This window comes from Enterobacteriaceae endosymbiont of Donacia crassipes (assembly GCF_012569785.1).
Classification (GTDB): Bacteria; Pseudomonadota; Gammaproteobacteria; order Enterobacterales; family Enterobacteriaceae.
The window spans coordinates 160,702-184,642 of record NZ_CP046202.1 but is presented as its reverse complement, the minus strand read 5'-3'; the positions used below and the strand labels follow the sequence as shown (position 1 = coordinate 184,642).

19 protein-coding genes and 2 tRNA genes are annotated in these 23,941 nt (G+C 18.2%); 18 read left to right on the top strand and 3 right to left on the bottom strand.

The window, feature by feature from the left end:
- The 3 genes from carB to GJT95_RS00875 all read left to right on the top strand — a co-directional run.
- The coding region (gene carB / locus GJT95_RS00885; RefSeq protein WP_246225729.1) for a carbamoyl-phosphate synthase large subunit at positions 1-2,407 on the top strand (2,407 nt) is incomplete at its 5' end.
- A gap of 53 nt (positions 2,408-2,460) precedes the next feature.
- Positions 2,461-3,435 carry a CAF17-like 4Fe-4S cluster assembly/insertion protein YgfZ gene (gene ygfZ / locus GJT95_RS00880; protein WP_169785911.1) on the top strand — a complete coding sequence of 325 codons (975 nt, stop codon included), beginning with the start codon at positions 2,461-2,463 and terminating at the stop codon, positions 3,433-3,435.
- A gap of 140 nt (positions 3,436-3,575) precedes the next feature.
- Positions 3,576-4,823 carry an outer membrane beta-barrel protein gene (locus GJT95_RS00875; RefSeq protein WP_169785910.1) on the top strand — a complete coding sequence of 416 codons (1,248 nt, stop codon included), beginning with the start codon at positions 3,576-3,578 and terminating at the stop codon, positions 4,821-4,823.
- Positions 4,824-4,927: 104 nt separating this feature from the next.
- On the opposite strand, the gene GJT95_RS00870 is transcribed toward GJT95_RS00875, so the two are convergent.
- Positions 4,928-5,000 (bottom strand) — tRNA-Phe (locus GJT95_RS00870).
- A 213-nt stretch (positions 5,001-5,213) separates the two neighbouring features.
- Here GJT95_RS00870 and GJT95_RS00865 point away from each other — a divergent pair.
- The 3 genes from GJT95_RS00865 to efp all read left to right on the top strand — a co-directional run bounded on the left by GJT95_RS00865 (position 5,214) and on the right by efp (position 8,714).
- The gene (locus tag GJT95_RS00865; protein ID WP_168893843.1) at positions 5,214-5,504 is read left to right on the top strand and encodes a co-chaperone GroES; all 291 of its coding nucleotides are present in this window, start codon (positions 5,214-5,216) and stop codon (positions 5,502-5,504) included.
- A gap of 68 nt (positions 5,505-5,572) precedes the next feature.
- Positions 5,573-7,231 (top strand): chaperonin GroEL, encoded by a 1,659-nt coding sequence (gene groL / locus GJT95_RS00860; RefSeq protein WP_169785909.1) that lies wholly within the window; start codon positions 5,573-5,575, stop codon positions 7,229-7,231.
- A gap of 910 nt (positions 7,232-8,141) precedes the next feature.
- The gene (gene efp / locus GJT95_RS00855) at positions 8,142-8,714 is read left to right on the top strand and encodes an elongation factor P (RefSeq protein WP_169785908.1); all 573 of its coding nucleotides are present in this window, start codon (positions 8,142-8,144) and stop codon (positions 8,712-8,714) included.
- A gap of 1,008 nt (positions 8,715-9,722) precedes the next feature.
- On the opposite strand, the gene asd is transcribed toward efp, so the two are convergent.
- Positions 9,723-10,595 (bottom strand): archaetidylserine decarboxylase, encoded by an 873-nt coding sequence (asd, locus tag GJT95_RS00850; RefSeq protein ID WP_169785907.1) that lies wholly within the window; start codon positions 10,593-10,595, stop codon positions 9,723-9,725.
- A gap of 104 nt (positions 10,596-10,699) precedes the next feature.
- Here asd and orn point away from each other — a divergent pair, with 104 nt between their 5' ends.
- From orn to acpS, 11 genes are all read left to right on the top strand, one after another.
- A complete protein-coding gene (gene orn, locus GJT95_RS00845; protein ID WP_169785906.1) occupies positions 10,700-11,278 on the top strand; it encodes an oligoribonuclease in 579 nt (192 codons plus the stop codon).
- A 47-nt stretch (positions 11,279-11,325) separates the two neighbouring features.
- A tRNA-Gly gene (locus GJT95_RS00840) sits at positions 11,326-11,398 on the top strand.
- Positions 11,399-11,459: 61 nt separating this feature from the next.
- A complete protein-coding gene (gene mutL / locus GJT95_RS00835; protein WP_169785905.1) occupies positions 11,460-13,151 on the top strand; it encodes a DNA mismatch repair endonuclease MutL in 1,692 nt (563 codons plus the stop codon).
- Between the two features lie 8 nt (positions 13,152-13,159).
- Positions 13,160-14,110: a tRNA (adenosine(37)-N6)-dimethylallyltransferase MiaA gene (gene miaA / locus GJT95_RS00830; protein WP_169785904.1), complete on the top strand. Its 951-nt coding sequence runs from the start codon at positions 13,160-13,162 to the stop codon at positions 14,108-14,110.
- 63 nt (positions 14,111-14,173) lie between these two features.
- Positions 14,174-14,917 carry a 23S rRNA (guanosine(2251)-2'-O)-methyltransferase RlmB gene (gene rlmB, locus GJT95_RS00825; protein ID WP_169785903.1) on the top strand — a complete coding sequence of 248 codons (744 nt, stop codon included), beginning with the start codon at positions 14,174-14,176 and terminating at the stop codon, positions 14,915-14,917.
- 124 nt (positions 14,918-15,041) lie between these two features.
- Complete coding sequence (locus GJT95_RS00820) at positions 15,042-17,081, top strand: M3 family metallopeptidase (RefSeq protein WP_169785902.1); 2,040 nt, start codon at positions 15,042-15,044, stop codon at positions 17,079-17,081.
- Positions 17,082-17,128: 47 nt separating this feature from the next.
- A complete protein-coding gene (lepA, locus tag GJT95_RS00815) occupies positions 17,129-18,919 on the top strand; it encodes a translation elongation factor 4 (protein WP_169785901.1) in 1,791 nt (596 codons plus the stop codon).
- Positions 18,920-19,037: 118 nt separating this feature from the next.
- Complete coding sequence (gene lepB / locus GJT95_RS00810; protein ID WP_169785900.1) at positions 19,038-19,838, top strand: signal peptidase I; 801 nt, start codon at positions 19,038-19,040, stop codon at positions 19,836-19,838.
- Positions 19,839-19,886: 48 nt separating this feature from the next.
- Positions 19,887-20,567, top strand: a complete 681-nt coding sequence (gene rnc / locus GJT95_RS00805) for a ribonuclease III (RefSeq protein ID WP_169786141.1) — start codon at positions 19,887-19,889, stop codon at positions 20,565-20,567.
- Positions 20,568-20,599: 32 nt separating this feature from the next.
- A complete protein-coding gene (gene era, locus GJT95_RS00800; RefSeq protein ID WP_169785899.1) occupies positions 20,600-21,412 on the top strand; it encodes a GTPase Era in 813 nt (270 codons plus the stop codon).
- 31 nt (positions 21,413-21,443) lie between these two features.
- Positions 21,444-21,830: a holo-ACP synthase gene (gene acpS, locus GJT95_RS00795; protein WP_169785898.1), complete on the top strand. Its 387-nt coding sequence runs from the start codon at positions 21,444-21,446 to the stop codon at positions 21,828-21,830.
- Between the two features lie 15 nt (positions 21,831-21,845).
- Here the strand turns inward: acpS and djlA are convergent, their stop codons facing one another.
- A complete protein-coding gene (gene djlA / locus GJT95_RS00790; protein WP_169785897.1) occupies positions 21,846-22,742 on the bottom strand; it encodes a co-chaperone DjlA in 897 nt (298 codons plus the stop codon).
- Positions 22,743-23,137: 395 nt separating this feature from the next.
- Here djlA and rsmA point away from each other — a divergent pair, with 395 nt between their 5' ends.
- Positions 23,138-23,938 (top strand): 16S rRNA (adenine(1518)-N(6)/adenine(1519)-N(6))-dimethyltransferase RsmA, encoded by an 801-nt coding sequence (rsmA, locus tag GJT95_RS00785; protein WP_169785896.1) that lies wholly within the window; start codon positions 23,138-23,140, stop codon positions 23,936-23,938.
- Positions 23,939-23,941 lie beyond the last annotated feature (3 nt).

Below are 23,941 nucleotides of genomic sequence, written 5' to 3'. Positions count from 1 at the left end.
GTTTGGTCTTGAATCTGGAGGGGCAAATGTACAATTTGCAATTAATCCTATAACTGGAAAATTAATGGTAATTGAAATGAATCCTCGTGTTTCTCGTTCTTCTGCTTTAGCATCAAAAGCAACTGGTTTTCCAATAGCTAAAATATCAGCTAAACTTTCTATCGGTTATACATTAGATGAATTAACAAATGATATAACCAATAATTGTACTTCAGCTGCATTTGAACCATCTATTGATTATATAGTAACAAAAATACCTAAATTTAATTTTGAAAAATTTTATAATGTTAATGATAGATTAACAACACAAATGAAGTCAGTAGGTGAAGTTATGTCTATAGGTAGATCTTTTCAAGAATCTATTCAAAAAGCATTATGTAGTTTAGAAAATGGTATTTATGGATTTGAACCAATTATAGTTAATAAAATTAATAATAAAGATTATTATAATTTAATTATAAAAGAATTAAAAAAACCAGGACCAGATAGAATTCGATTTATTGCAAATGCTATAAGAATAAATATTTCTACTAAAGAAATATATAATTATTCTAAAATAGATATGTGGTTTTTATCACAAATAGAAGATATAATTTTAACTGAAAAAAAAATTAAAATGTTAGGTATTCAACATTTAAATAATAAAAAATATTTTTTTAATTTAAAAAAAAAAGGATTTTCTGATATCCGATTAGCTAACATTTTAAATGTATCAGAAAAAACAATAAGACAATTAAGATATAAATGTAATATACATCCAGTATATAAAAAAGTAGATACATGTTCTGCAGAATTTGAAACTAATACTGCTTATATATATTCAACATACGGGATAGAATGTGAAGCAAATCCTAATAATAATAAAAAAAAAATTATTATTTTGGGTAGTGGCCCTAATAGAATAGGACAAGGAATAGAATTCGATTATTGTTGTGTACATGCATCTATAATTTTACGTGAAAATAATTTTGAAACAATAATGATTAATTGTAATCCAGAAACTGTTTCAACAGATTATGATATTTCTAATCGTTTATATTTTGAACCTATAACTTTAGAAAATATATTAGAAATTGTTAGAATAGAAAAACCATTAGGCATCATTATCCAATATGGAGGACAAAATCCATTAAATTTAGCTAAAAAATTAGAACAAGAAGGTGTAAATATTATAGGAACAAGTCCTTTTTCTATAGATTTAGCTGAAAATAGAAAAAAATTTCAAAATATTATTAATTTTTTAAAATTAAAACAATCTCCTAATTATATAGTAAAAAATTTAAATGAAGCCTTTAAAAAAGCTAATATTTTAGGTTATCCTCTAATAGTTAGACCTTCTTATGTTTTAGGAGGTAGACGCATGGAAATTGTATATAATATAAATGATTTACAAAATTATTTTTTATTGAATAGAAAAAATAATACTTTTATTTTATTAGAAAAATTTTTAGATAATGCAATAGAGATAGATGTAGATGCAATTTGTGATGGAAAAGATATTTTCATAGGTGGTATTATGGAACATATTGAACAAGTAGGAATTCATTCTGGTGATTCTGCTTGTTCTTTACCTACACGTAATTTAAAACAAGAAATTTTAAATGAAATTAAATTACAAACTAAAAAATTAGCAATTAAAATTAATATATGTGGACTTATAAATATACAATTTGCTATTAAAAATAATATAATCTATATTATTGAAGTTAATCCTAGAGCATCTAGAACAATACCATTTGTTTCTAAAGCAATTAATATCCCATTAGCAAAAATGAGTACATTAGTTATGATTGGAAAATCTTTATCAAGTTTAAATCTTAAAAAAGAAATTTATCCATCTTTTTTTTCTGTTAAAGAAGCAATTTTACCTTTTAATAAATTTAATAATATAGATCCTATTTTAGGACCTGAAATGAGATCTACAGGTGAAGTTATGGGTATAGGATATACTTTTGCTGAAGCATTTTATAAAACAATATTAAGTACTAAATTTTACATAAAACAAAAAGGTATTATTTTAATATCAGTTAAAGATGAAGATAAAAAATTAATTATTTCATTAGTTAAAAAATTAATTTCTTATGGATTTATAATTGAAGCTACATATGGAACAGCTAAATTTTTACAGAAATTTAAGTTAATAGTTACAATAGTTAATAAAGCTACAGAAAAACAACCAAATATACTTAATTTTATTAAAAATAAAAGATATACTTATATTATTAATACAGTAAGAAAAAAAGAATCTATTAATAATTCTAGATTAATTAGAATTTTAGCTTTACAAAATAACATTTATTATAACACAACTATTAATGGAGCTATAGCTACAATAATTTCAATGAAAAATAATTTTCGAATAAAAGTATTTTCTTTACAAGAATTACATAAGAATTATAAAAAATAATTTTTTATTATATAATTTAAAAATTTAAATTTATATTAAAGTTATTTCATAAAATGAATGTTAAAGAAAATAATAATTTATTAAATTATGTTAATTTAAATAATTTACAAATTATAACAATAACAGGACCTGATAGTAAAATTTTTTTACAAAATCAATTAACAATTGATATAAATCAATTAGATAATAAAATACATTTTTTTAATGCTTTTCATTGTAATTCACAAGGTAAAGTTTTAACGAATATGCATATATACAAAATATGTAACAATACCTATCAATATATAATTAGAAAAAACATATTAAAAAAATATTTAAAAAATATTAAAAAATATATTTTATTATATAAAATAACAATATTTTTAGATAAAAAAAAGAAAATTTTTGGAATTTTAAATGTAAAAAAAATACAAATTATATCTAAAATTTTTAAAAAAAATAATATTTCTTTTAAAGAAGAAACACTTCATTTTTTTAATGAAGATATTTTATTAAAATTTAAATATTCTAAAAATTATTATTTTATAATTTTATCTCAAAAAAATATTTACTGTATTATAAAAAAATTTTTTTTATCTAAAATTATTTATTTACAAAATAATAATTTTTGGGATAAATTTTATATGAAAATAGGTTATTATATTATTGATATAGATCATCATTGTAATTTATTTTTACCACAACAATTCATTTTTAATAAAATGAATGCTATTGATTTTAATAAAGGATGTTATTTAGGACAAGAAATTATTAGTAGTTTAAAATTTAAAAATAAAATAAATCAAAAATTATTTTTATTAAAAGGTCAATTAAAAACTATACCATTATATAATGATTTATTAGAATTTAAAAATGATAAAGATGAAAAATGGAGAATTATAAGAAATAGAATTATTTTAAAAATATTAAGAATTAAATCAAATGTGTTTTTGATACAAGTTATATTAAAAGGCAATTTCATTAAAAAATCTTTAATTAGATTTAAAAAAGATAAAAATAGTATTTTTTTTATTATTAAAGTTTTTTAGTAAAATATTAATTTTAGTTATTTAAGTGAGGTTATATTATTTTAAATAAATAAAAAATATTTAAAAAAATTATTAATACATTAATAAAGTAAAAAATATAAATTTAAATTTTATTTCATAAAAAAAGGTTTATATAAAAAATGAAAAAAATAATTATTATTTTTACAATAATTATGATAAGTATTCATAATATTGCTAATGCTAAGTCTAACTTTAAAGATTATTGGTATTTTGGTTCTACATTTGGATTATCACAATATAATAATATTAAATTGTTAGAAAAAGACATTGATGATAAAGAATATACTTTTTTTAATAAACTAGGAAATGGATTTTTTTTGGGATATCAAACAAATAATTTTCTAGGTTTAGAATTAGGATTAGATTGGTTAGGAACTATTAAAAAAAATATTGATAATAATATTAAAAATGTTTTTGAAGTAAAAGGAATACAACTAACAACTAATATTAGATATCCTATATTTACAAATTTATATTTATATACTCGTTTAGGGGGATTTTTTGCTAAATCTTATTTTAATCAATTTAGTAATAATTATAAATATCATAATTTAGATAACTTATATTATAATGTTTCTCCATTATTTTCTTTTGGTAGTGAATATCAAATTAAAGATAACTTATCATCTAGAATTGAATATCGAGTAATCAAAAATATTGGAAATAAAAATGATGATAGTTTAGGACAAAAAACAAATAATTTCATGTTTAGCATTAGTATAATATATAAATTTTTTGATAAATATCATTTACCTTCAGTAAAAAATTTAATTAATAAATCAAAAAATTATTATAATAATAATTATGGTAATAATCTTTTATCTAAAGAAAAATTTTTTATCAAAATTTTCAAAAATATTTTCTTAAACAAGAAAAATAAAAAAATTTTGCACAAATTTTTTTCATTAAAATTAAAAAATTTATTAAATAATATTAATACCAAAATAGTAGCTTTAGATCATATTAATTATTTTGAACAAAATCATAAAAATAATTTTTTATTTCAAAAAAGAACAGAAGAAATTGCTAAATATTTACTATCTATAAATAATCATTTAGCAAAAAAAATTATTTTTGTTAAAGAATTAGAAAATAATTTATTTATTAATAAAAAATATCAAAAAATTCATAATCATAAACTTCTTGAAAAATATTTAATAACAAATCGTTCTGTTAAAATAAAAATTTTAAAGTTTTTTAAACCTATTAAAAAATATTTTTTTATAAAAAAAAAATTAATAAATTATAAAAATAATTATCATTATTACGATTATTTTAATAAATTATATGTTTATCAAAGTATTCTTTTTATGTATAAAAATTTTATTATCAAAAGTAATTATTTCTTAATTAAAATTAAGAAATAATTATATCTTTATTAAAAATAATAAAAAATGCAGAAAGTAAATTCTTTCTGCATTTTAATTTTAGTTCATTAATTTTTTATTTTATAAGTATATTAAATTAATATTGCCCGAAGGTGGAATTGAACCACCGACACGGGGATTTTCAGTCCACTGCTCTACCGACTGAGCTATTCGGGCAAAATAATAGTTATATTATGACAATAATAATAATTAAACGTCAATGTTTTTATTAATATTTTATTATATTTTTTATTTTTAAAACATTAATAAAATAAAATTTTAAAATAAGACTTGAAACATAGATTATATGTCCTTATCTTTAGTGCACATTATCTAAATATATTAGAAAATTATTAATTAATTAAACTTTTCTTAAAGGAGATTATTAAAATGAATATTCGTCCATTACATGATCGAGTTATTGTAAAAAGAAAAGAAGTTGAATGTAAATCTACAGGTGGAATTGTATTAACTGGTTCTGCTGCTGGTAAATCTACTCGTGGAGAAGTATTAGCTGTAGGTAAAGGACGTATACTAGATAATGGTGTAGTTAAGCCATTAGATGTAAAAAAAGGTGATACAATTATATTTAATGATAGTTATGGTGTTAAAACAGAAAAAATTGATGATGAAGAAATTCTTATAATGTCTGAAAGTGATATTTTAGCTATTGTTAAATAAAACTTTATCTAAAAATAAATAAGATTTTATAAAATATAATTTTAATATAAATTTAAGGAATATTTAAAATGGCAGCTAAAGATGTAAAATTTGGTAATGACGCACGTGTAAAAATGTTACGAGGTGTAAATGTACTTGCAGATGCAGTAAAAATTACTCTTGGACCAAAAGGTAGAAATGTTGTTTTAGATAAATCATTTGGAGCACCAGCAATCACTAAAGATGGAGTAACAGTAGCTAGAGAAATAGAATTAGAAGATAAGTTTGAAAATATGGGAGCACAAATGGTTAAAGAAGTTGCTTCTAAAGCTAATGATGTAGCAGGTGATGGAACAACAACAGCTAGTGTTTTAGCACAAGCAATAGTAAGTGAAGGTCTAAAAGCAGTTGCTGCTGGCATGAATCCAATGGATTTAAAAAGAGGTATAGATAAAGCTGTTATAGCTGCTGTAGAAGAGTTAAAAACTATTTCTGTACCTTGTTCTGATTCAAAATCTATAGCTCAAGTAGGTACTATTTCTGCAAATGCAGATGAAACTGTTGGTGATTTAATCGCACAAGCTATGGAAAGAGTAGGTAAAGAAGGTGTTATTACTGTTGAAGAAGGTACAGGTTTACAAGATGAATTAGATGTTGTTGAAGGAATGCAGTTTGATAGAGGTTATTTATCTCCTTATTTTATCAATAAGGCAGAATCTGGTACTGTAGAACTTGAAAATCCTTATCTACTTTTAGTAGATAAAAAACTTTCAAATATTCGAGAAATGTTACCTATTCTTGAAATGGTTGCAAAAGTAAGTAAATCATTATTAATTATAGCTGAAGATGTAGATGGTGAAGCATTAGCAACATTAGTTGTTAATACTATGCGTGGTGTTGTTAAAGTCGCAGCAGTTAAAGCACCTGGTTTTGGTGATCGTCGTAAAGCTATGTTACAAGATATTGCAATTCTTACAGGTGGTAATGTTATTTCAGAAGAAATTGGTTTAGAATTAGAAAAAACAACATTAGAAGATTTAGGACAAGCAAAACGTATTGTTATAAATAAAGATACAACAACAATCATAGATGGACTTGGTAAAGAAAATAATATTTCAGGTCGTGTTAATCAAATTAGACAACAAATAGATGAAGCATCTTCTGATTATGATCGTGAAAAACTTCAAGAAAGAGTAGCAAAATTAGCTGGCGGGGTTGCTGTACTAAAAGTTGGTGCTGCTACTGAAGTAGAAATGAAAGAAAAAAAAGCTAGAGTAGAAGATGCTTTACATGCTACTAGAGCTGCTGTAGAAGAAGGTGTCGTAGCAGGAGGAGGTGTAGCATTAGTACGTGTAGCAGCTAAATTAATGAATTTAACAGGTCAAAATGAAGATCAAAATATGGGCATAAAAGTAGCTTTGAGAGCTATGGAAGCACCTTTGCGTCAAATAGTTTTTAATTCAGGAGAAGAACCTTCTGTAGTAGCAAATAATGTTAAAGATGGACATGGTAATTATGGATATAATGCTGCTAATGAAGAATATGGAGATATGATTAAATTTGGTATTTTAGATCCTACAAAAGTCACACGTTCAGCATTACAATATTCTGCTTCTGTTGCAGGCCTTATGATTACTACAGAATGTATGGTAACAGATTTACCAAAAGATGATAAATTAGACTCTAATACATCCCCAAGTAGTGGAATGGGTAGTGGAATGGGCGGTGGAATGGGTGGAATGATGTAAGTTTTACAATAAAATTTTTTGTTTATTTAAATACAATATTTTTTAATTTAAATTATTTACTAAGCTGTGCATGAATTTTTTAAGCACAGCTTTTTTTATGGGAATTTATTATACAATACATTTTTTATATTTTTCCCATAAATATCTTTAGTTAATTTAGGAATTAAAAATCTTGATAAAAATAATGATATTTTTTGTATAATTTTTTTAACTTTTTTTTTCAGAAATAATAAAATATTGACTTCTTTTATTTATATCTAATAAATATAATATGGGTAATATTCCAATGTTAAATAAACTATTACTTAATCTAATTAAAATATTATAATTATTATTGATATTTTTTAATAAAATATTTTGATTTAGTAAGGTAATACCTTTTTTTTTTAAAAGTAAAATTTTATTAAATAATTTTTCACTAATTTTATTAGATAAATATGAGTAACTATAACAATATTAAATTTATATTTACTAAAAATTTTTATTAAATTTATTTGTTTATTATTTTTACAGAAACAATTGCACATATTCCTATAATTAGAATTAATATTCTATTTTTAGATTTATGGATCATCCCTGGAATAATAAATTTTTCATTTAAAATGATTATTATACTTTTTATTTTTAATTAATTTTTTTATGTAAAATAAATTGTAATAAGATTAGATCTTGATAATTAGTTCTTTCTATTTTTTTATAAAAATAAAAAGTATTTTAACATTAAATTTTATATTTTTTTTATATAAAAATGGTTGATTGTTTTTTTGGTTATTTTTGTGATTTTGATTAGATTAATATTAAATATTAATAATATTTGATAATTATTGTAACCATAATTCTTTCATAAAAATTTTTTATTTTGATAAATATATTATATTATAAATTAATAATTTTTTAAAAAAAGAAAAAAATGATTAATTATTCTAGTAATAATTTTAAAATTGGAATGAAATTTATATTTTTAAATCAACCTTATATTATAGAAAACAATGAATTTGTAAAACCTGGTAAAGGGCAAGCTTTTGTTAGAATCAAAATGCGTAATTTAATTACAAAAAAATTAATTGATAAAACTTTTAAATCAACTGATAATTTAGATACTGCTGATATTTTAGAAAAAAAATTAAAATATTTATATAATGAAAAAAATAATTTTTATTATTTTATGTATGAAAATAATTTTGAACAAATTATGATTGATAATCAAATTATTAAAAATAAAAAAAAATGGTTAATTCCTCAATATAATTATATAATTACATTTTGGAACCAATTACCTATATTTTTAACATTACCTAATTTTATTAGATTAAAAGTAATTAATACAGATTTTGTAGTAAAAGGAAATACAATAATTAATCACAATAAACAAGCAATAATAAGTAATGGAGAATTAATTAAAGTACCTTCTTTTATTAAAGTAGGTGATTTGATTAAAATTGATATAAGAAAAAAAAAATATATTTCTCGTTATAAATTATAGATAATATATTTCAAAAAAATTAAAAAAAAAAAATTTTAATTAGTTAACTAGTATTAAAATGTTTAATCTAATTAAACGTTTTTTTATAGTAAGAAGAAAAAAAATTTTTTTAATAAAAAAATTTTATTGAAGTAGAAACATCAATATTAACTCAATTTAAAATACTAGCCCTTATTTAAAATAGTTTAATACAAATTTTATTAATTATAAAAAAAAAGAAGTTATTTTTAATTACTAGTCCTGAATATCATAAGAAAAAAATTCTTGTATCAAATATAAACAAATTTATTTATCAAATATATCATAATTTTTGCAATGAAGAATTAGAAAAATATTATAACTCAGAATTTAATACGTTAAAATGACATCATATTAGTTATGATCTATCACAATTAATGTTAGAAGTAAATAAATTTTTTATAGAATTTGAATTTAATATTTTTAAAAAATGTTCATATAAAAATATTTTTTTAAAATTTTTAAATATAAATTTTTTTAATGTTAAACAAAAAAAAATTATTTTCTTTAATAAAGAATATTAATTTTGTAAAAAATAATAATAAAAATTTTACTTAAAATATAACTAATGATTATATACAAATATAATTTAATTTATATATCATTCCTAAATTAAGTTACAAAAATCTAATTATAATATATCATTTTTCATTAACACAAAAAATTACAGAAACTATAAATAAAAAAAATTTGGCAAATAAATTTGAAACTTTTTTTAAAAGAATAAAATTAGGAAATAGTTTTTACGAATTAAATGATATTTTAGAATAAACAAAATGATTTAATCAAATTAATAATAAAAGAAAACTAATGAGTTTATCTTCTAAAAAAATAGATTTTTTTTTTAAAATCGATAAAATATGGTAATATATCTAATTGTTTAATTATGGTTTTAGGTTTAGATAAGTTTATTATGTTTTTATTAAAACAAAAATTTATTCATAAATCTGTAAGTTTTTCTATCATTAAATCTTAGTTAAAAATTATTTATTATTTAAATGATGCTAATAATTCTCCAATTTTTATTTTCAACCCTTTTTTTAAAATAGGATTAAATTTAATTGTTTTAGGTGGAAACAATGTGATAACAGTTGATCCTATATTGAAATAACCCATTTCTTCACCTTTTTTCAAAAAAATAAAATCTTTTTTATTAAAATTATTAATATATGGCCAATTCCAAGTCAAAATTTTATTTGTTCTAGGAGGTATTATTGAACCATACCAAGAAGTATGAATACTTCCAACTATTTGAGCACCAATCAAAATTTTAATCATAAAACCAAATTTTGTTTTGAATAAAAAAACTACTCTCTCATTTAAAATAAATAAATTACATAAATTATTTGTAATAATGTTATTAACAGGAAATAATTTTCCAGGAATATATATCATCTTTAATAAAATTCCATTATAAGACATATGTACTCTATGATAATTTTTAGGAGACAAATAAACATTAATAAAATTTCCATTAGTAAAAATCTTATTAATATATTTATTATTTCCTATAAGATTATATAAAGAATATTTACACCCTTTAAACTGAAAAAGTTTGTTTTTTTTTATAAAACCAATCTCATTAATTATACCATCTGAATTATGAATAATATGATTTTTATTATTATCAATAGGTCTATTAGACATATTTAATTTTCTGATAAAAAATTTATTAAAAGTTTTATAATAGAAAATATTAGGATATTTTGTTTCTTTCATATTTATTTTGTAAATTTTTATAAATAAAAATATAAAAAAAGTAGTTATAAAATTTAATTTTTTTTTAGATAAATATCCAAAAATATTTGTAATAAATAATTTTGGTAAAAAACGTTGTATGTATAAATATATTTTTTTTTTCATTTTATGAAGAAATATTATTATGTATTATTTTAATATAAAAATTTTTATATTTTAAGTATATAAAATTTTAATTTTAATTAAAAATTAATATAAGGATATTATTTATGAAAGTAAATACTAATTTAGTATGGTTGGATTTAGAAATGACAGGTCTTAATCCTAATAAAGATCATATAATTGAGATTGCTATTATTATTACTAATTCTAATTTAAAAATTATAAATAAAGGTTTAACTATTCCAATATATCAACCTAATAATATTTTAAATTCAATGAATATTTGGAATAAAAATATTCACACAAAAACTGGATTAATTAAAAAAGTTAAAAATAGTAAATTTGATTTAAAAAAAACAGAAATATATATATTAAATTTTTTAAAATTATGGGTTCAACCTAATAAATCTCCTTTATGTGGTAATACTATCTATAAAGATAGAATTTTTTTATTTAATTATATGCCAAATTTAGAAAAATATTTTCATTATCGAAATATTGATGTAAGTTCAATAAAAGAACTTACAAAAATTTGGTATCCTAATATTTATTTAAAATTTAAAAAAAAAATATCTTTTCATAAAGCTTTTGATGATATTAATGACTCTATAAATGAATTAAAATTCTATAAAAAATATATATTTAAAACAAATAATATTAAAAATATATTGACAAATAAAATATAAATTTAATATGATAAATTGTATTTTATTACATATCTTATTAAATTTTAGCGGGAATAGCTCAGTTGGTAGAGTACAACCTTGCCATGGTTGGGGTCGCGAGTTCGAATCTCGTTTCCCGCTTAATAATATATATAAAAATTATTGTATTAATATTTATTAAAATTTAATTTTAAAATAATACATGTCTATTAAAATCTTACCTAAAAATATAATAAAAAAAATAGCTGCAGGAGAAGTAATAGATAGACCAGCAACTATAGTTAAAGAATTAATCGAAAATAGTATTGATGCAAAAGCATCACAAATAAATTTACATATAGAAAAAGGAGGAAAATATATTAATATTAATGATAATGGTATAGGTATGAATAAAAAAAATTTAATTTTATGTATAAAAAAATATGCCACAAGTAAAATAAATAATTTAGACAGTTTTAATTTTTTAAATAGTTTTGGTTTTAGAGGAGAAGCTTTAACTAGTATAAAATCTATATCTAGAATGACTATTATATCCAAAACATTAAAACAATTATTTGCATGGCAATTATACACAGAGGGATTTAATGAACAAATACTTTCTTTAAATCCAATTTCTCATCCTACGGGAACAACTATTATTATATCTGATGTTTTTTATAATTTACCTGCTAGAAGATTATTTCTATCAGATGATAGAATAGAATTTATTTATATTAAAAATATTATTAAAAAAATTATTTTAATGAAATTAGGTATAGGAATCAGATTTAAATACCAAGATAAAATTATTTATAATTTTAAAAAAGTTACAGATAATATTTCTTATATAAATAGAATAAAAGTTATTTTTGGTAATAATTTTTTAAAAAATTCATTAGAAATTAATGCAAATTATAAAAAACTAAAATTATATGGAAGAATTATTATTTTAAATAGAAAAAATATATCTAATAATTTATTTAAATATTTTTATGTGAATGATCGTATTATAAATAATAATTTTTTATATCGTACAATTAAAGAAATAATTCAAAACAAATTTAATCAAAATTATATTTTTTCTTTCTTATTATATTTAGAAATAGAATCAAATAAAATTGATGTAAATATACATCCTAAAAAAACTGATATTTGTTTTTATAACACACCATTAATATATAATTTTATATATAAAAATATTACAAAAATTTTATATAAAAATAATTTTCAAATGATAAATTATAATCAGGAAATTTATTTTTCAAAAAAAAAGGATCAAATAAATTTAGAATATTATAAATATTCTACTAATATAGAAAATACTTTAATTAATAATATGATAAAACAAAAAATAATTTATTTAGATAATAGACCAAATTTTTATTTTAAAAATTTTGGTAAATTTCTTACGATAATAAAAAATAATTTTATTATTGTAAAAAAAAATAATTTTTTGTATTTTATTACAATTAAAAAATTATTTTATTTTTTTTTAAAAAATAAATTTCAATTATTTTTACAAAAAAAGAATACAATTAATAATTTTAAAATAGATATTAAAATTAATATAACAGAAAAAGAATATATTCTTTTACATAAAATAAAACAAATTTTATCAAAATTAGGTTTTAATTTATTATTAAATAATAAAAATATATTACATGTTATTTATGTACCTATATTTTTATCATATTGTAATATAAAAAAAATTTTTCTTAATTTATTAAAAAATATTGTAGATATACAAGTAATATCTCTACAAAAAATTACAAAATTATTAATTAATTGTATTAATAATTCATACGTTATATGGGATAATTATAAAATTATAGATTTATTAATGGAATTAGAATTATTATATTTAAATAATAATAATTTTATAATAGAAAAATTATTTTGCTTAATAGAAATATAATTAATAATATGAATATTAAAATTAATAAATTACCATTAGCAATTTTTTTAATGGGGACAACAGCATCTAAAAAAACTTATTTAGCTACTCGTTTAGCTAAAATATTACCTATAGAATTAATTAGTGTAGATTCTTCTTTAATTTATAAAAAATTAGATATAGGGACAGATAAACCTAAAAAAACTGATCGTTTTTATACAAAACATTGGTTAATTGATATTAAAGAACCTTATCAAAAATATTCAGTTATAGAATTTTATAATGATGTTTTAAATATTATGAATAACATCACTAAAAGAGGAAAAATACCTTTATTAGTTGGAGGTAGTATGTTTTATTATAAAACATTAATTAATACAATATCTCCTTTATTACCAGCATCAGATCGTAATATACGTAATATGATTACAAATCAAATAAAAAATAAAATATATATATCATATCATGATATGTTAAAAAAAATAGATATTATATCTGCAAATAAAATTCACTTAAATGATACACGAAGAATTATAAGAGCTTTAGAGATTTTTTTTTTAACAGGTAAAACTTTAAGTAAATTAAAAAAAACTTCTGGAAATAAAATTCCTTATCAAATATATCAATTTGGTTTAACTTACTATAATCGTCAAATTTTATATCAAAAAATAGAAACTAGAGTTTTAAAAATGTTAGAATTAGGATTCGAAAAAGAAGTAAGTGATCTTATAAAATTTAAATTTTTAAAGATAAATTTTCCTGCAATACGTTGTATTGGATATAAACAAATGTTTTTTTATCTTTTAAATAAAATTACTTATAAAGAAATGATACAACAAATTACCATTTCAACACGTCATTTAGCAAAAAAACAATTAACTTGGTTACGTCATTGGAAAAACATTTATTTATTTGATAGCAATAATATTTATAAGGCATATAATTTTATCACAAAATTTATTTTTAAAAAAATAAAATAATTTTTTTATAAAAAAAATTATGTTTTATTATATAAACAATTATTAATTAAAATTAAACATAAAATGAAAAATATTATTTTTGGCATACATCCTATTATTAATATGTTGAAAACAAATCCCTTTTCTTTTAAAAAAATATTTATTTTAAATAGCAAAAAAAAATCTACTAAAATTAAAGAATTATTTTTTTATGTAAAAAAATATAAAATATGTATATGTAAAGTAACTAAAAAATGGTTAGATAATAAAACTAATAATAGTATGCATCAAGGATGCATGGGTTTTTTAAATAAATTAACATATTTTAAAGAAAAAAATATAATGGATATTATTAGTTTTTCTAAAAAAATATTAATTTTAATATTAGATCGTATTACAGATCCCCATAACTTAGGGGCTTGTATTAGAAGTGCTGTTGCTTTTGATGTAAATATGATTATTTTACCTAAAAAATATTCTGCTAAAATAAATGCTACAGTAAAAAAAGTATCTTGTGGAACATCAGATAATATACCTATAATTTTTGTAAAAAATTTAGTTAATATTATTAAATTTTTAAAATCTCTTAATATTTTTATTATTGGTACTGATAATAATTTAATAAATAATACAATTTATAATTACAAATTAAAATATCCAATATGTTTAATTATGGGGTCAGAAAATAAAGGAATAAAATCTATTATTAAAAATAATTGTGATATATTACTTTCTATTCCTACGTTTAATAACGTAAATTCTTTAAATGTTTCTGTTGCTACTAGTATTTTTCTTTTTGAAATAAATAGACAAAATTATATTTTCTAATATTATAAATTAACTAATAAATGTTTGTTATTAAAAATAAAATATAATTTTTTTTTTTATAAAATTATTATATATTTAATAAATATTTTTAAATTATATTTTTCACATAAACTGGAAATTAATTATGAACAATCCTTTGTTATCGGATTTCTCATTACCTCCATTTGATCAAATCAATAACGATTGTATGATTCCGGCGATTATAATTACGATTAATAATATTAAAAAAAAAATTAATAAAATATTAAAAAATAACAAAAATAATTATAATTGGGAAAATTTTTGTCAAAAAATTCTAGAATTAGAAGAAAATTTATATCGTATTTTTGCTCCTATTAGTCATTTAAATTATATTAATAATAATAAAAAAATCAGAAAAAACTATGAAATTATTATTAAAATGATAACTAATTATGATATATGGTTTAAACAAAATTTATCTTTATATAAAATATATATATATATACAAAAAAATAAAAATATTTTAAATTTAAATAAATTACAAATTAAATCTATTAATAATATTATACGTAATTTTAAATTATCAGGCATTTTGTTAAATCAAGAAAAAAAATTTTTATATTTACAAATCATTAAACAATTATTAAAATTACAAAATAATTTTAATAATAATGTTTTTGACAGTACAAGAAAATTTACAAAATATGTTTTAAATAAAAAAAAATTAGATGGTATTCCAGATGATATAATAAAATTTATGCAAAAAAATGCTTTATTAAAAAATAAAAAAGGATACTTAATAAGTTTAGATGATCCAATTTATTTATCAATAATAACATTTTGTAATAATCAAGATTTAAGAAAAGAAATATATTATAAATATAATACAAGAGCTTCATCATTGAATGAAGAATCCTCATTTAAAAATGAACTAATTATAGAAAAAGAATTATCTTTACGTTTAAAATTATCTAATTTATTAGGATATAATTCTTATTCTGAACAATCTTTAGTAAATAAATCAGCAAAAAAAATAAATAAAGTTTTATCTTTTTTATATACATTACTTAAATTATCTAAAAAACAAGCCATAAAAGAAGTTGTAAAGCTAAAAAATTTTGTTAAAAAAAAATATAATATTATTAATATTAATTCATGGGATGTATCTTTTTTTGCAGAAAAATATAAATTTTATTTATATGGAATAAATAATAATATTATTCGTGAATATTTCCCAATTAATATTGTAATAAAAGGTATGTTTAAAATTATTAATAATATTTATGGTTTATCATTTATATTAAAAAAAGTTTCAGTTTGGCATAAAAATGTAATGTTTTTTAATGTTTTTGATTATAATAATAAATTATGTGGAAGTATTTATTTTGATTTATTTTTTCGAATGGAAAAACGTAGTGGTGCTTGGATGGATATTTGTCAATCAAGACTTTTAAAATCTAATGGTAAATTACAATATCCTATAGCATTCGTTAATTGTAATTTTACTCCTTCAATTAATAATATTTTTCTTTTACATCATAATGATATTTTAACTTTATTTCATGAATTTGGACATGCTTTACATCATATTACTTCTTGTATTAATATATCTAATATATCAGGGATTAATGGGTTGCCTTTAGATATTGTAGAATTTCCTAGTCAATTTATGGAGTATTGGTGTTGGGAACGTAAATCTCTAAAATTGATTTCTCAACATTATCAAAAAAATACAGATATGCCAATAAATATAATGAATAAATTAATTACATCTAAAAAATATAATTCTGCTTTATCACTTATGCGCCAAATAGAATTAAGTTTATTTGATATAAGAATTCATAACGAATTTTCTTTAAAAAAAAACAACCAAATATCAAATTTAATTGAAGAAATAAGAAAAGATATTATTACAATTTCTCCTATCCCAGTTTGGAATAAATATACAAATATATTTAATCATATATTTGGTGGAGAATATGCTGCAGGATATTATAGTTATTTATGGTCAGAACAATTAGCAGCAAATTCATTTTGTTATTTTCAAAAAAATGGGTTATTTAATCCAATAATAGGTAAAAAATTTTTAAAAAATTTTTTATCTTTATGTAATTTTGTAGATCCTATGATTTTATTTAAAAAATTTAGTGGTAGAAAATTAAATTATAATATGTTACTTAAACAAAGAGGCATTAAAATATAAATAAAAAATTTATTTTTTATATGAATAGGATTTAAAATAATTATTTTATGAAAAATATACGAAATTTTTCCATTATTGCTCATATCGATCATGGTAAATCAACATTTGCAGATAGATTAATAGAAATTTGTGGAGGATTATCTACAAGAGAAATGACATCACAAGTTTTAGATAGTATGGTTTTAGAAAAAGAAAGAGGTATTACAATAAAAGCACAAAGTGTTACTTTAAAATATAAATCACAAAACAATAATATTTATAAATTAAATTTTATTGACACTCCAGGACATGTAGATTTTTCTTATGAAGTTTCTAGATCTTTAGCTGCATGTGAAGGTGCTTTATTATTAATAGATGCTTCACAAGGTATAGAAGCACAAACGATATCTAATTGTAAAACAGCTATGGATATGGGATTAAAAGTATTACCAGTTATTAATAAAATAGATATATTATCTGTAGATATAGAAAAAATTAAAAATGATATACAAGAAATTACTAGAATTAAGTCTGTAAATTTTCTTAAATGTTCAGCTAAAACAGGTTTAGGTGTAAAAGAGGTAATAGAAAATATAGTAAAAAAAATTCCTCCTCCTATAGGTAATATTAAAAAAAAATTACAAGCATTAATTATAGATTCTTGGTTTGATAATTATTTAGGAATAATAGCATTAGTTTGTATAAAAAATGGACAAATTTTAAAAGGCATGAAAGTTATTATTTTAAATACAAAAAAAAAATATTGTATAGAAAAAATAGGTATTTTTACACCTAAAAAAATAAATTTAAATGTATTAAAATGTGGTGATGTTGGTTGGATAGTATTAGGAATAAAAAATATAACTGAAGTACCAGTAGGTGCTACAATAACATCATATATAAATCCATCTAGTAAAAAACTGTCTGGATTTAAAAAAAGTGTACCTAAAGTTTTTGCAGGATTATTTCCAATAATTTCAGATGAATATACTATATTTAGTAATGCATTAAAAAAATTAAGTTTAAATGATTCTTCTTTATTTTTTGAACCAGAAAATTCAGAAATATTAGGATATGGATATAGATGTGGTTTTTTAGGTCTATTACATATGGAAATTATACAACAAAGATTATTGAATGAATATAATATTGATATTATTACAACTATACCTACAGTAAAATATCAAATAAAAATGGTAGATAACAATATTTTATATATAGATAATCCATCAAAATTTCCAAATTCTTTTTTAATTAAAGAAATAAGAGAACCTATTTTAAAATGTAAAATTTTTTCTCCTATAAAATATATAGGTAAAATTATTAAATTATGTATTAGTAAATATGGCATACAAAAAAATATTATATATCATAATAATAATGTTATTTTAATATATGAAATCCCCATGATTGGGATTATTATAAATTTTTTTGATAAATTAAAATCTATTACAAAAGGTTATGGATCATTAAATTATAGTTTTTTAAAATTTAAAAAATCAGATTTAGTTTGTATAAATATATTAATTAATAAAAAATATATCGATGCATTAACAACAATTACTTATAAAAGTCAAATCTATTCTTATAGTCGTTTTTTAATAGAAAAACTTAAAATATTAATTCCTAGACAACAATTTAATATTACAATACAAGCTGCTGTTGGTAAAAAAATTATTTCTAGTGCAAGTATTAAACAATTACGTAAAAATGTAATTGCTAAATGTTATGGAGGAGATGTGAGTAGAAAAAAAAAATTAATTCAAAAACAAAAAGAAGGTAAAAAACGTATGAAAAATTTTGGTAACATTAAATTACCATCTTCAATTTTTTTGAATATATTAAAAATAACAAAATAATTATTTTAAAAGAAAAATTTTTTAAAATTTAAATAAAAAAATATTACATTTTTTTATAAAAAAATTATACATTGTTTTATTTACATAAAATGTAATATTTATTATTAGATGATAATTTATGAAAAAAATACAATTTTTAATAAATCAAATATTTTCTATAATTCCTATTATATTATTAATTTTAATGATTCGTTTTTTTGTATACGAACCTTTTTATATACCTTCTGAATCTATGATGCCTACTTTAAATGCAGGTGATTTTATTATAGTAAATAAATTTATTTATGGAATTAGGAATCCTTTTAATAATAAAATTTTCATTAAAAATAAATTACCTCAAAGAGGAGATATAGTTGTTTTTAAATATCCTAAAAATACCAAAACAAATTATATTAAAAGAATTATAGGACTACCAGGAGATACAATTATTTATAATGTTAAAAACAAACAAATTATATTATATAATGATAAATATATTAAAACAAATATTTTTAAATATAAAAAATTAAAAAAAAGTAAATATTTTAAAATATTTCAAAATATTACTCAAAAAAAATATGTTTTTTTAAAAAAAAATTCTATAAAATTTTATAAATTTGGAAGTATAAGATATTTTCAATATACAGAATATATAAATAAATTATCACATAAAATTTTATTTACACCTGAAATAGAAAATAAAATAAACGAAAAAATATATATACAAAAAAATCTTCCTTTATATACTTGGGTAGTTCCTAAAAAATGTTATTTTGTTATGGGTGATAATCGTGATGATAGTCTTGATAGTAGATATTGGGGTTTTGTTCATGAAAAATATTTATTAGGAAAAGCTATATTTATTTGGTTAAGTATTCAAAAAACAACACATTTATGGTTTTATAAAATAAAATTTAATCGAATATGTAAAATAAATTAATTTTAAAAAAAATATTTTTATCTAATTTTAGATTTAAAATACAATTAAATAAATTTTATTATGATTAATCAATTACAAAAAAAATTAGGTTATATTTTTAATCATCAAGATTTATTATATCAGGCTTTAACACATAGAAGTGCAAGTAGTAAACATAATGAAAGATTAGAATTTTTAGGTGATTCTATATTAAGCTATATAATAGCTAAAGCATTATATAATAAATTTCCTGATGTAAATGAAGGAAACATGAGTCGTATGCGTGCTTCTTTAGTTAGAGGTAATACTCTAGCAAGTATTGCAAGAGAATTCAAACTAGGTGAATATTTATTTTTAGGACCTGGCGAATATAAAAATGGGGGATATAATAGAGAATCTATTTTAGCAGATACAATGGAAGCACTAATAGGAAGTATATGTTTAGATAGTAATATTAAAATTGTAGAAAAAATTATTTTAGTTTGGTATCAATTTAGATTAAAAAAAATTTTACCTGGTAATAATCAGAAAGATCCTAAAACAAGGTTACAAGAATATTTACAACGATCACATCTTCCTTTACCATATTATTTTATTTTACAAATAAATGGAGAAGTACATAATCAAAAATTTACAATACAATGTAAAATTAGTGGAATATCAAAAATAATTACAGGTATAGGATCTAGTCGTCGCAAAGCAGAACAATCAGCTGCTGAAAAAGCATTAAAAAAACTTGGACTAAAATAATTATTTTAATATAAAAGGTTATTTATGTGAAAATGATATCATCATATTATGGAAGTATCTTACTATTAGGTAGAACTAATGTAGGTAAATCTACTTTATTAAATTTTTTAGTAAAAAAAAAAATATCTATTACTTCTCATAAAAAAAATACTACAAATAATAATATTATAGGAGTTTATAATAATGATATTTATCAAATAGAATTTATTGATACTCCTGGAAATATATTTTCTAAAAATAAAATTTTTAATTTATTAAAAAATAATAAATATGATTTTATATTATTTATTTTAGATAAAAATAAATGGAATTATATAGAAGAAAATTTTACAAAAATTTTTTCTAAAATTAATATACCAATAATATTAATTATTAATAAAGTTGATCAAATTAAAAATAAAAATATATTATTACCATATATTAATTTTCTTAAAAAAAAAATAAATATTTTTTATTTATTTATAATTTCGGCTAAATACAAATTATATACAAATAATATTTATGATATTATTTGTAGTAATTTACCTAAAAAAAAACATTTGTATCCTAAAAATTATATTACAGATCAAACAGATCAGGTAATTATTAAAGAAATTATAAGAGAAAATATTATGAAATTTCTTCATAAAGAAATACCATATTTAATTAAAATTAAAGTAATTTTTTCTAAAATTCTATTAAATGAAATAAATATTATATTTTTAGTAAAAAAGATAAATCATAAAAAAATAATAATAGGTAAAAATTCTAATAATATAAAATTAATTAAAAATAGATCTGAACAAAATATAGAAAAATTTTTTAAAAAAAAATTAAAATTAAATATATGGATAAAAATTCAATAATTTATTAAATAATATTATTTTAATTAAAACTATGAATATTTTTGGTATTGGTATCGATATAATAGAAATTAATAGAATTAAAAAAATTTTTATGCGTTTTGGCAATCGTTTTGCTTATAAAATATTAACAAGGTATGAATTATCTATATATAAAAAAAATAATAATAAAATTAAAATTTTAGCAAAATTTTTTACAGCTAAAGAAGCAACAGTAAAAGCTTTGAGTACTGGTTTTACAAATAATATTTTTTTTAACCAAATAGAAATCTTAAGTTTTAAAAATAAAAAACCAAAAATAATTTTATATAAACAAGCATTAAAATTTTTAAAAAATATGAATTTTAAATATAAAATACATGTTTCATTTTCAGATGAAAAAAAATATGCATGTACAATAGTTATTATTGAAAAACAATAAAATTATTATAAAATGTTATTTTATATATTTTTTAATCATATTATATGCTTTATGTATATTTTGTGTTTTAACTTTTGCTTTTTCTAATTGTTTTGATGAATAACCTTTTGATATTAACTTATCTGGATGATACTTACTAAGTAATTTATAATATGCTCTTTTTATAGTTAAAAAATTATCACTATATTTTACTCCTAATAATTTATAAGCTTTTTTTAAAGCTAATTTATTATTTATATCTTTTTTATTTTTAAAATAATTATGATCATAATGAGTATATACTTTTTTTTGATAAAAGAAAAAATTATGAAAAAATAAATCTTTTTCATTAATATATTTATTATGATATTTTAATTTATTTACAATTAAAAGAATATCAAATATTGATATATTTAAATGTTGAAAAATAATATTTAATATTTTTTTAGTTTTGAAATGTAATTTTTTATTAATAAATGATAGTTCAATTTGTGTTTTTAAAAAATTATTTATTAAATTAGGATTATAATAAGAAATTAAAAAATTTAAATAGTTTAATTTACTAATTAATGGATAATTTTTATTTTTACCATATAAAAAAGCTTTTTGCATAAAAATTATATTTTTTTTATTTAAATTTACTTTATTTAAAAATTTCATTGTATAATCTATATCATGTTTACTAACATAACCTTTAGATTTGCTTATATATCCCATGATTTCAAAATTAATTTTTAAATATTCTTTTTTTATATTTTTTGTATAAAAAAATTGATATTTTTGATTATAAAAATAAAATATATTGTTTATTAATACAGTAAAAAATACTCCTAATATTATTTTGATTAATAAACTAAAATATTTATATTCATGATTATCAATTATTTTTTTGTAAATAAAAAATAATAATTGATATCCAGGATATATATCCATTTATTTTACAAATGTATTAAAATAAATTTATTATAACAGATAATTAATAATTTATTGATATTAATTTAATTGAATTAAATTTTAATTAAAAATTATATATTTTTTATATTTAATAAATTAAATATTTATATATAAATTTATAATATTAAAATTAATTAATAAATTAAAAAAATAAAATTTTTTAATAAAAAAAATTATAAAAATCAATCATCAATTATTTTTATGAAATAAAAATAAAGATAAAATATATATAAAGATAATTAAATTAATTATTTTTTATAAAAATTACTTTTTTTAAAATAAAATTGAGTAAAAAATATGAATCGTATATATTAAATATAAATTAATAATTATAATTTATAATATTAGTTTACAATTTAAAACATAAATATAATATGCAAATATTTCTTAAAAAAAAATATGGACAACATATTTTAGTAAATAAAAAAATTATAAAAAAAATAATATCTTTCATACGTCCTAAATTTCACCATATTATGGTAGAAATAGGTCCTGGTTTAGGTGCATTAACTATACCAATGGTTAAATATAATCAAAATATATCTATTATTGAAATAGATAAAAATTTTGTTGATTTTTTAAAAAAAAAACAAATTTTAATTAATTCAAATATTGATATTATATTAAATAATATATTAAATTTTAATTTTTTAACTTTAATTCAAAAATATAAAAAAAGAATACGAATATTTGGTAATTTACCATATAATATTTCTACAAAAATAATTTTTTATTTATTTAATTACTTAAATAATATTAAAGATATGCATTTTATAATGCAAAAAGAAGTAGTAAATCGTTTAATCGCTTATCCAGGAGGTAAAAATTATGGATGTTTAAGTATAATGATTCAATTATTTTGTAAAATAAAAATTTTATTAGAAATAAACCCAAATAATTTTTATCCTAAACCTAAGATATTTTCTAATATGATATATATGAGACCTTATGTTAATAATTCTTATAATTTAGATAATATTTTTTTTTTAAAAAAAATTATTAAACAAGCTTTTAGTATGAGAAGAAAAATTTTACGAAATAGTTTAATAAATTTATTTTCTATAGAAGAATTAGATTATTTAGGTATTGATTATAAAATTCGTGCTGAAGATGTTTCAATATTAGAATATTGTTATTTAGCTAACTGGTTAAAAATAAATCATAAAAGGTTATAAACT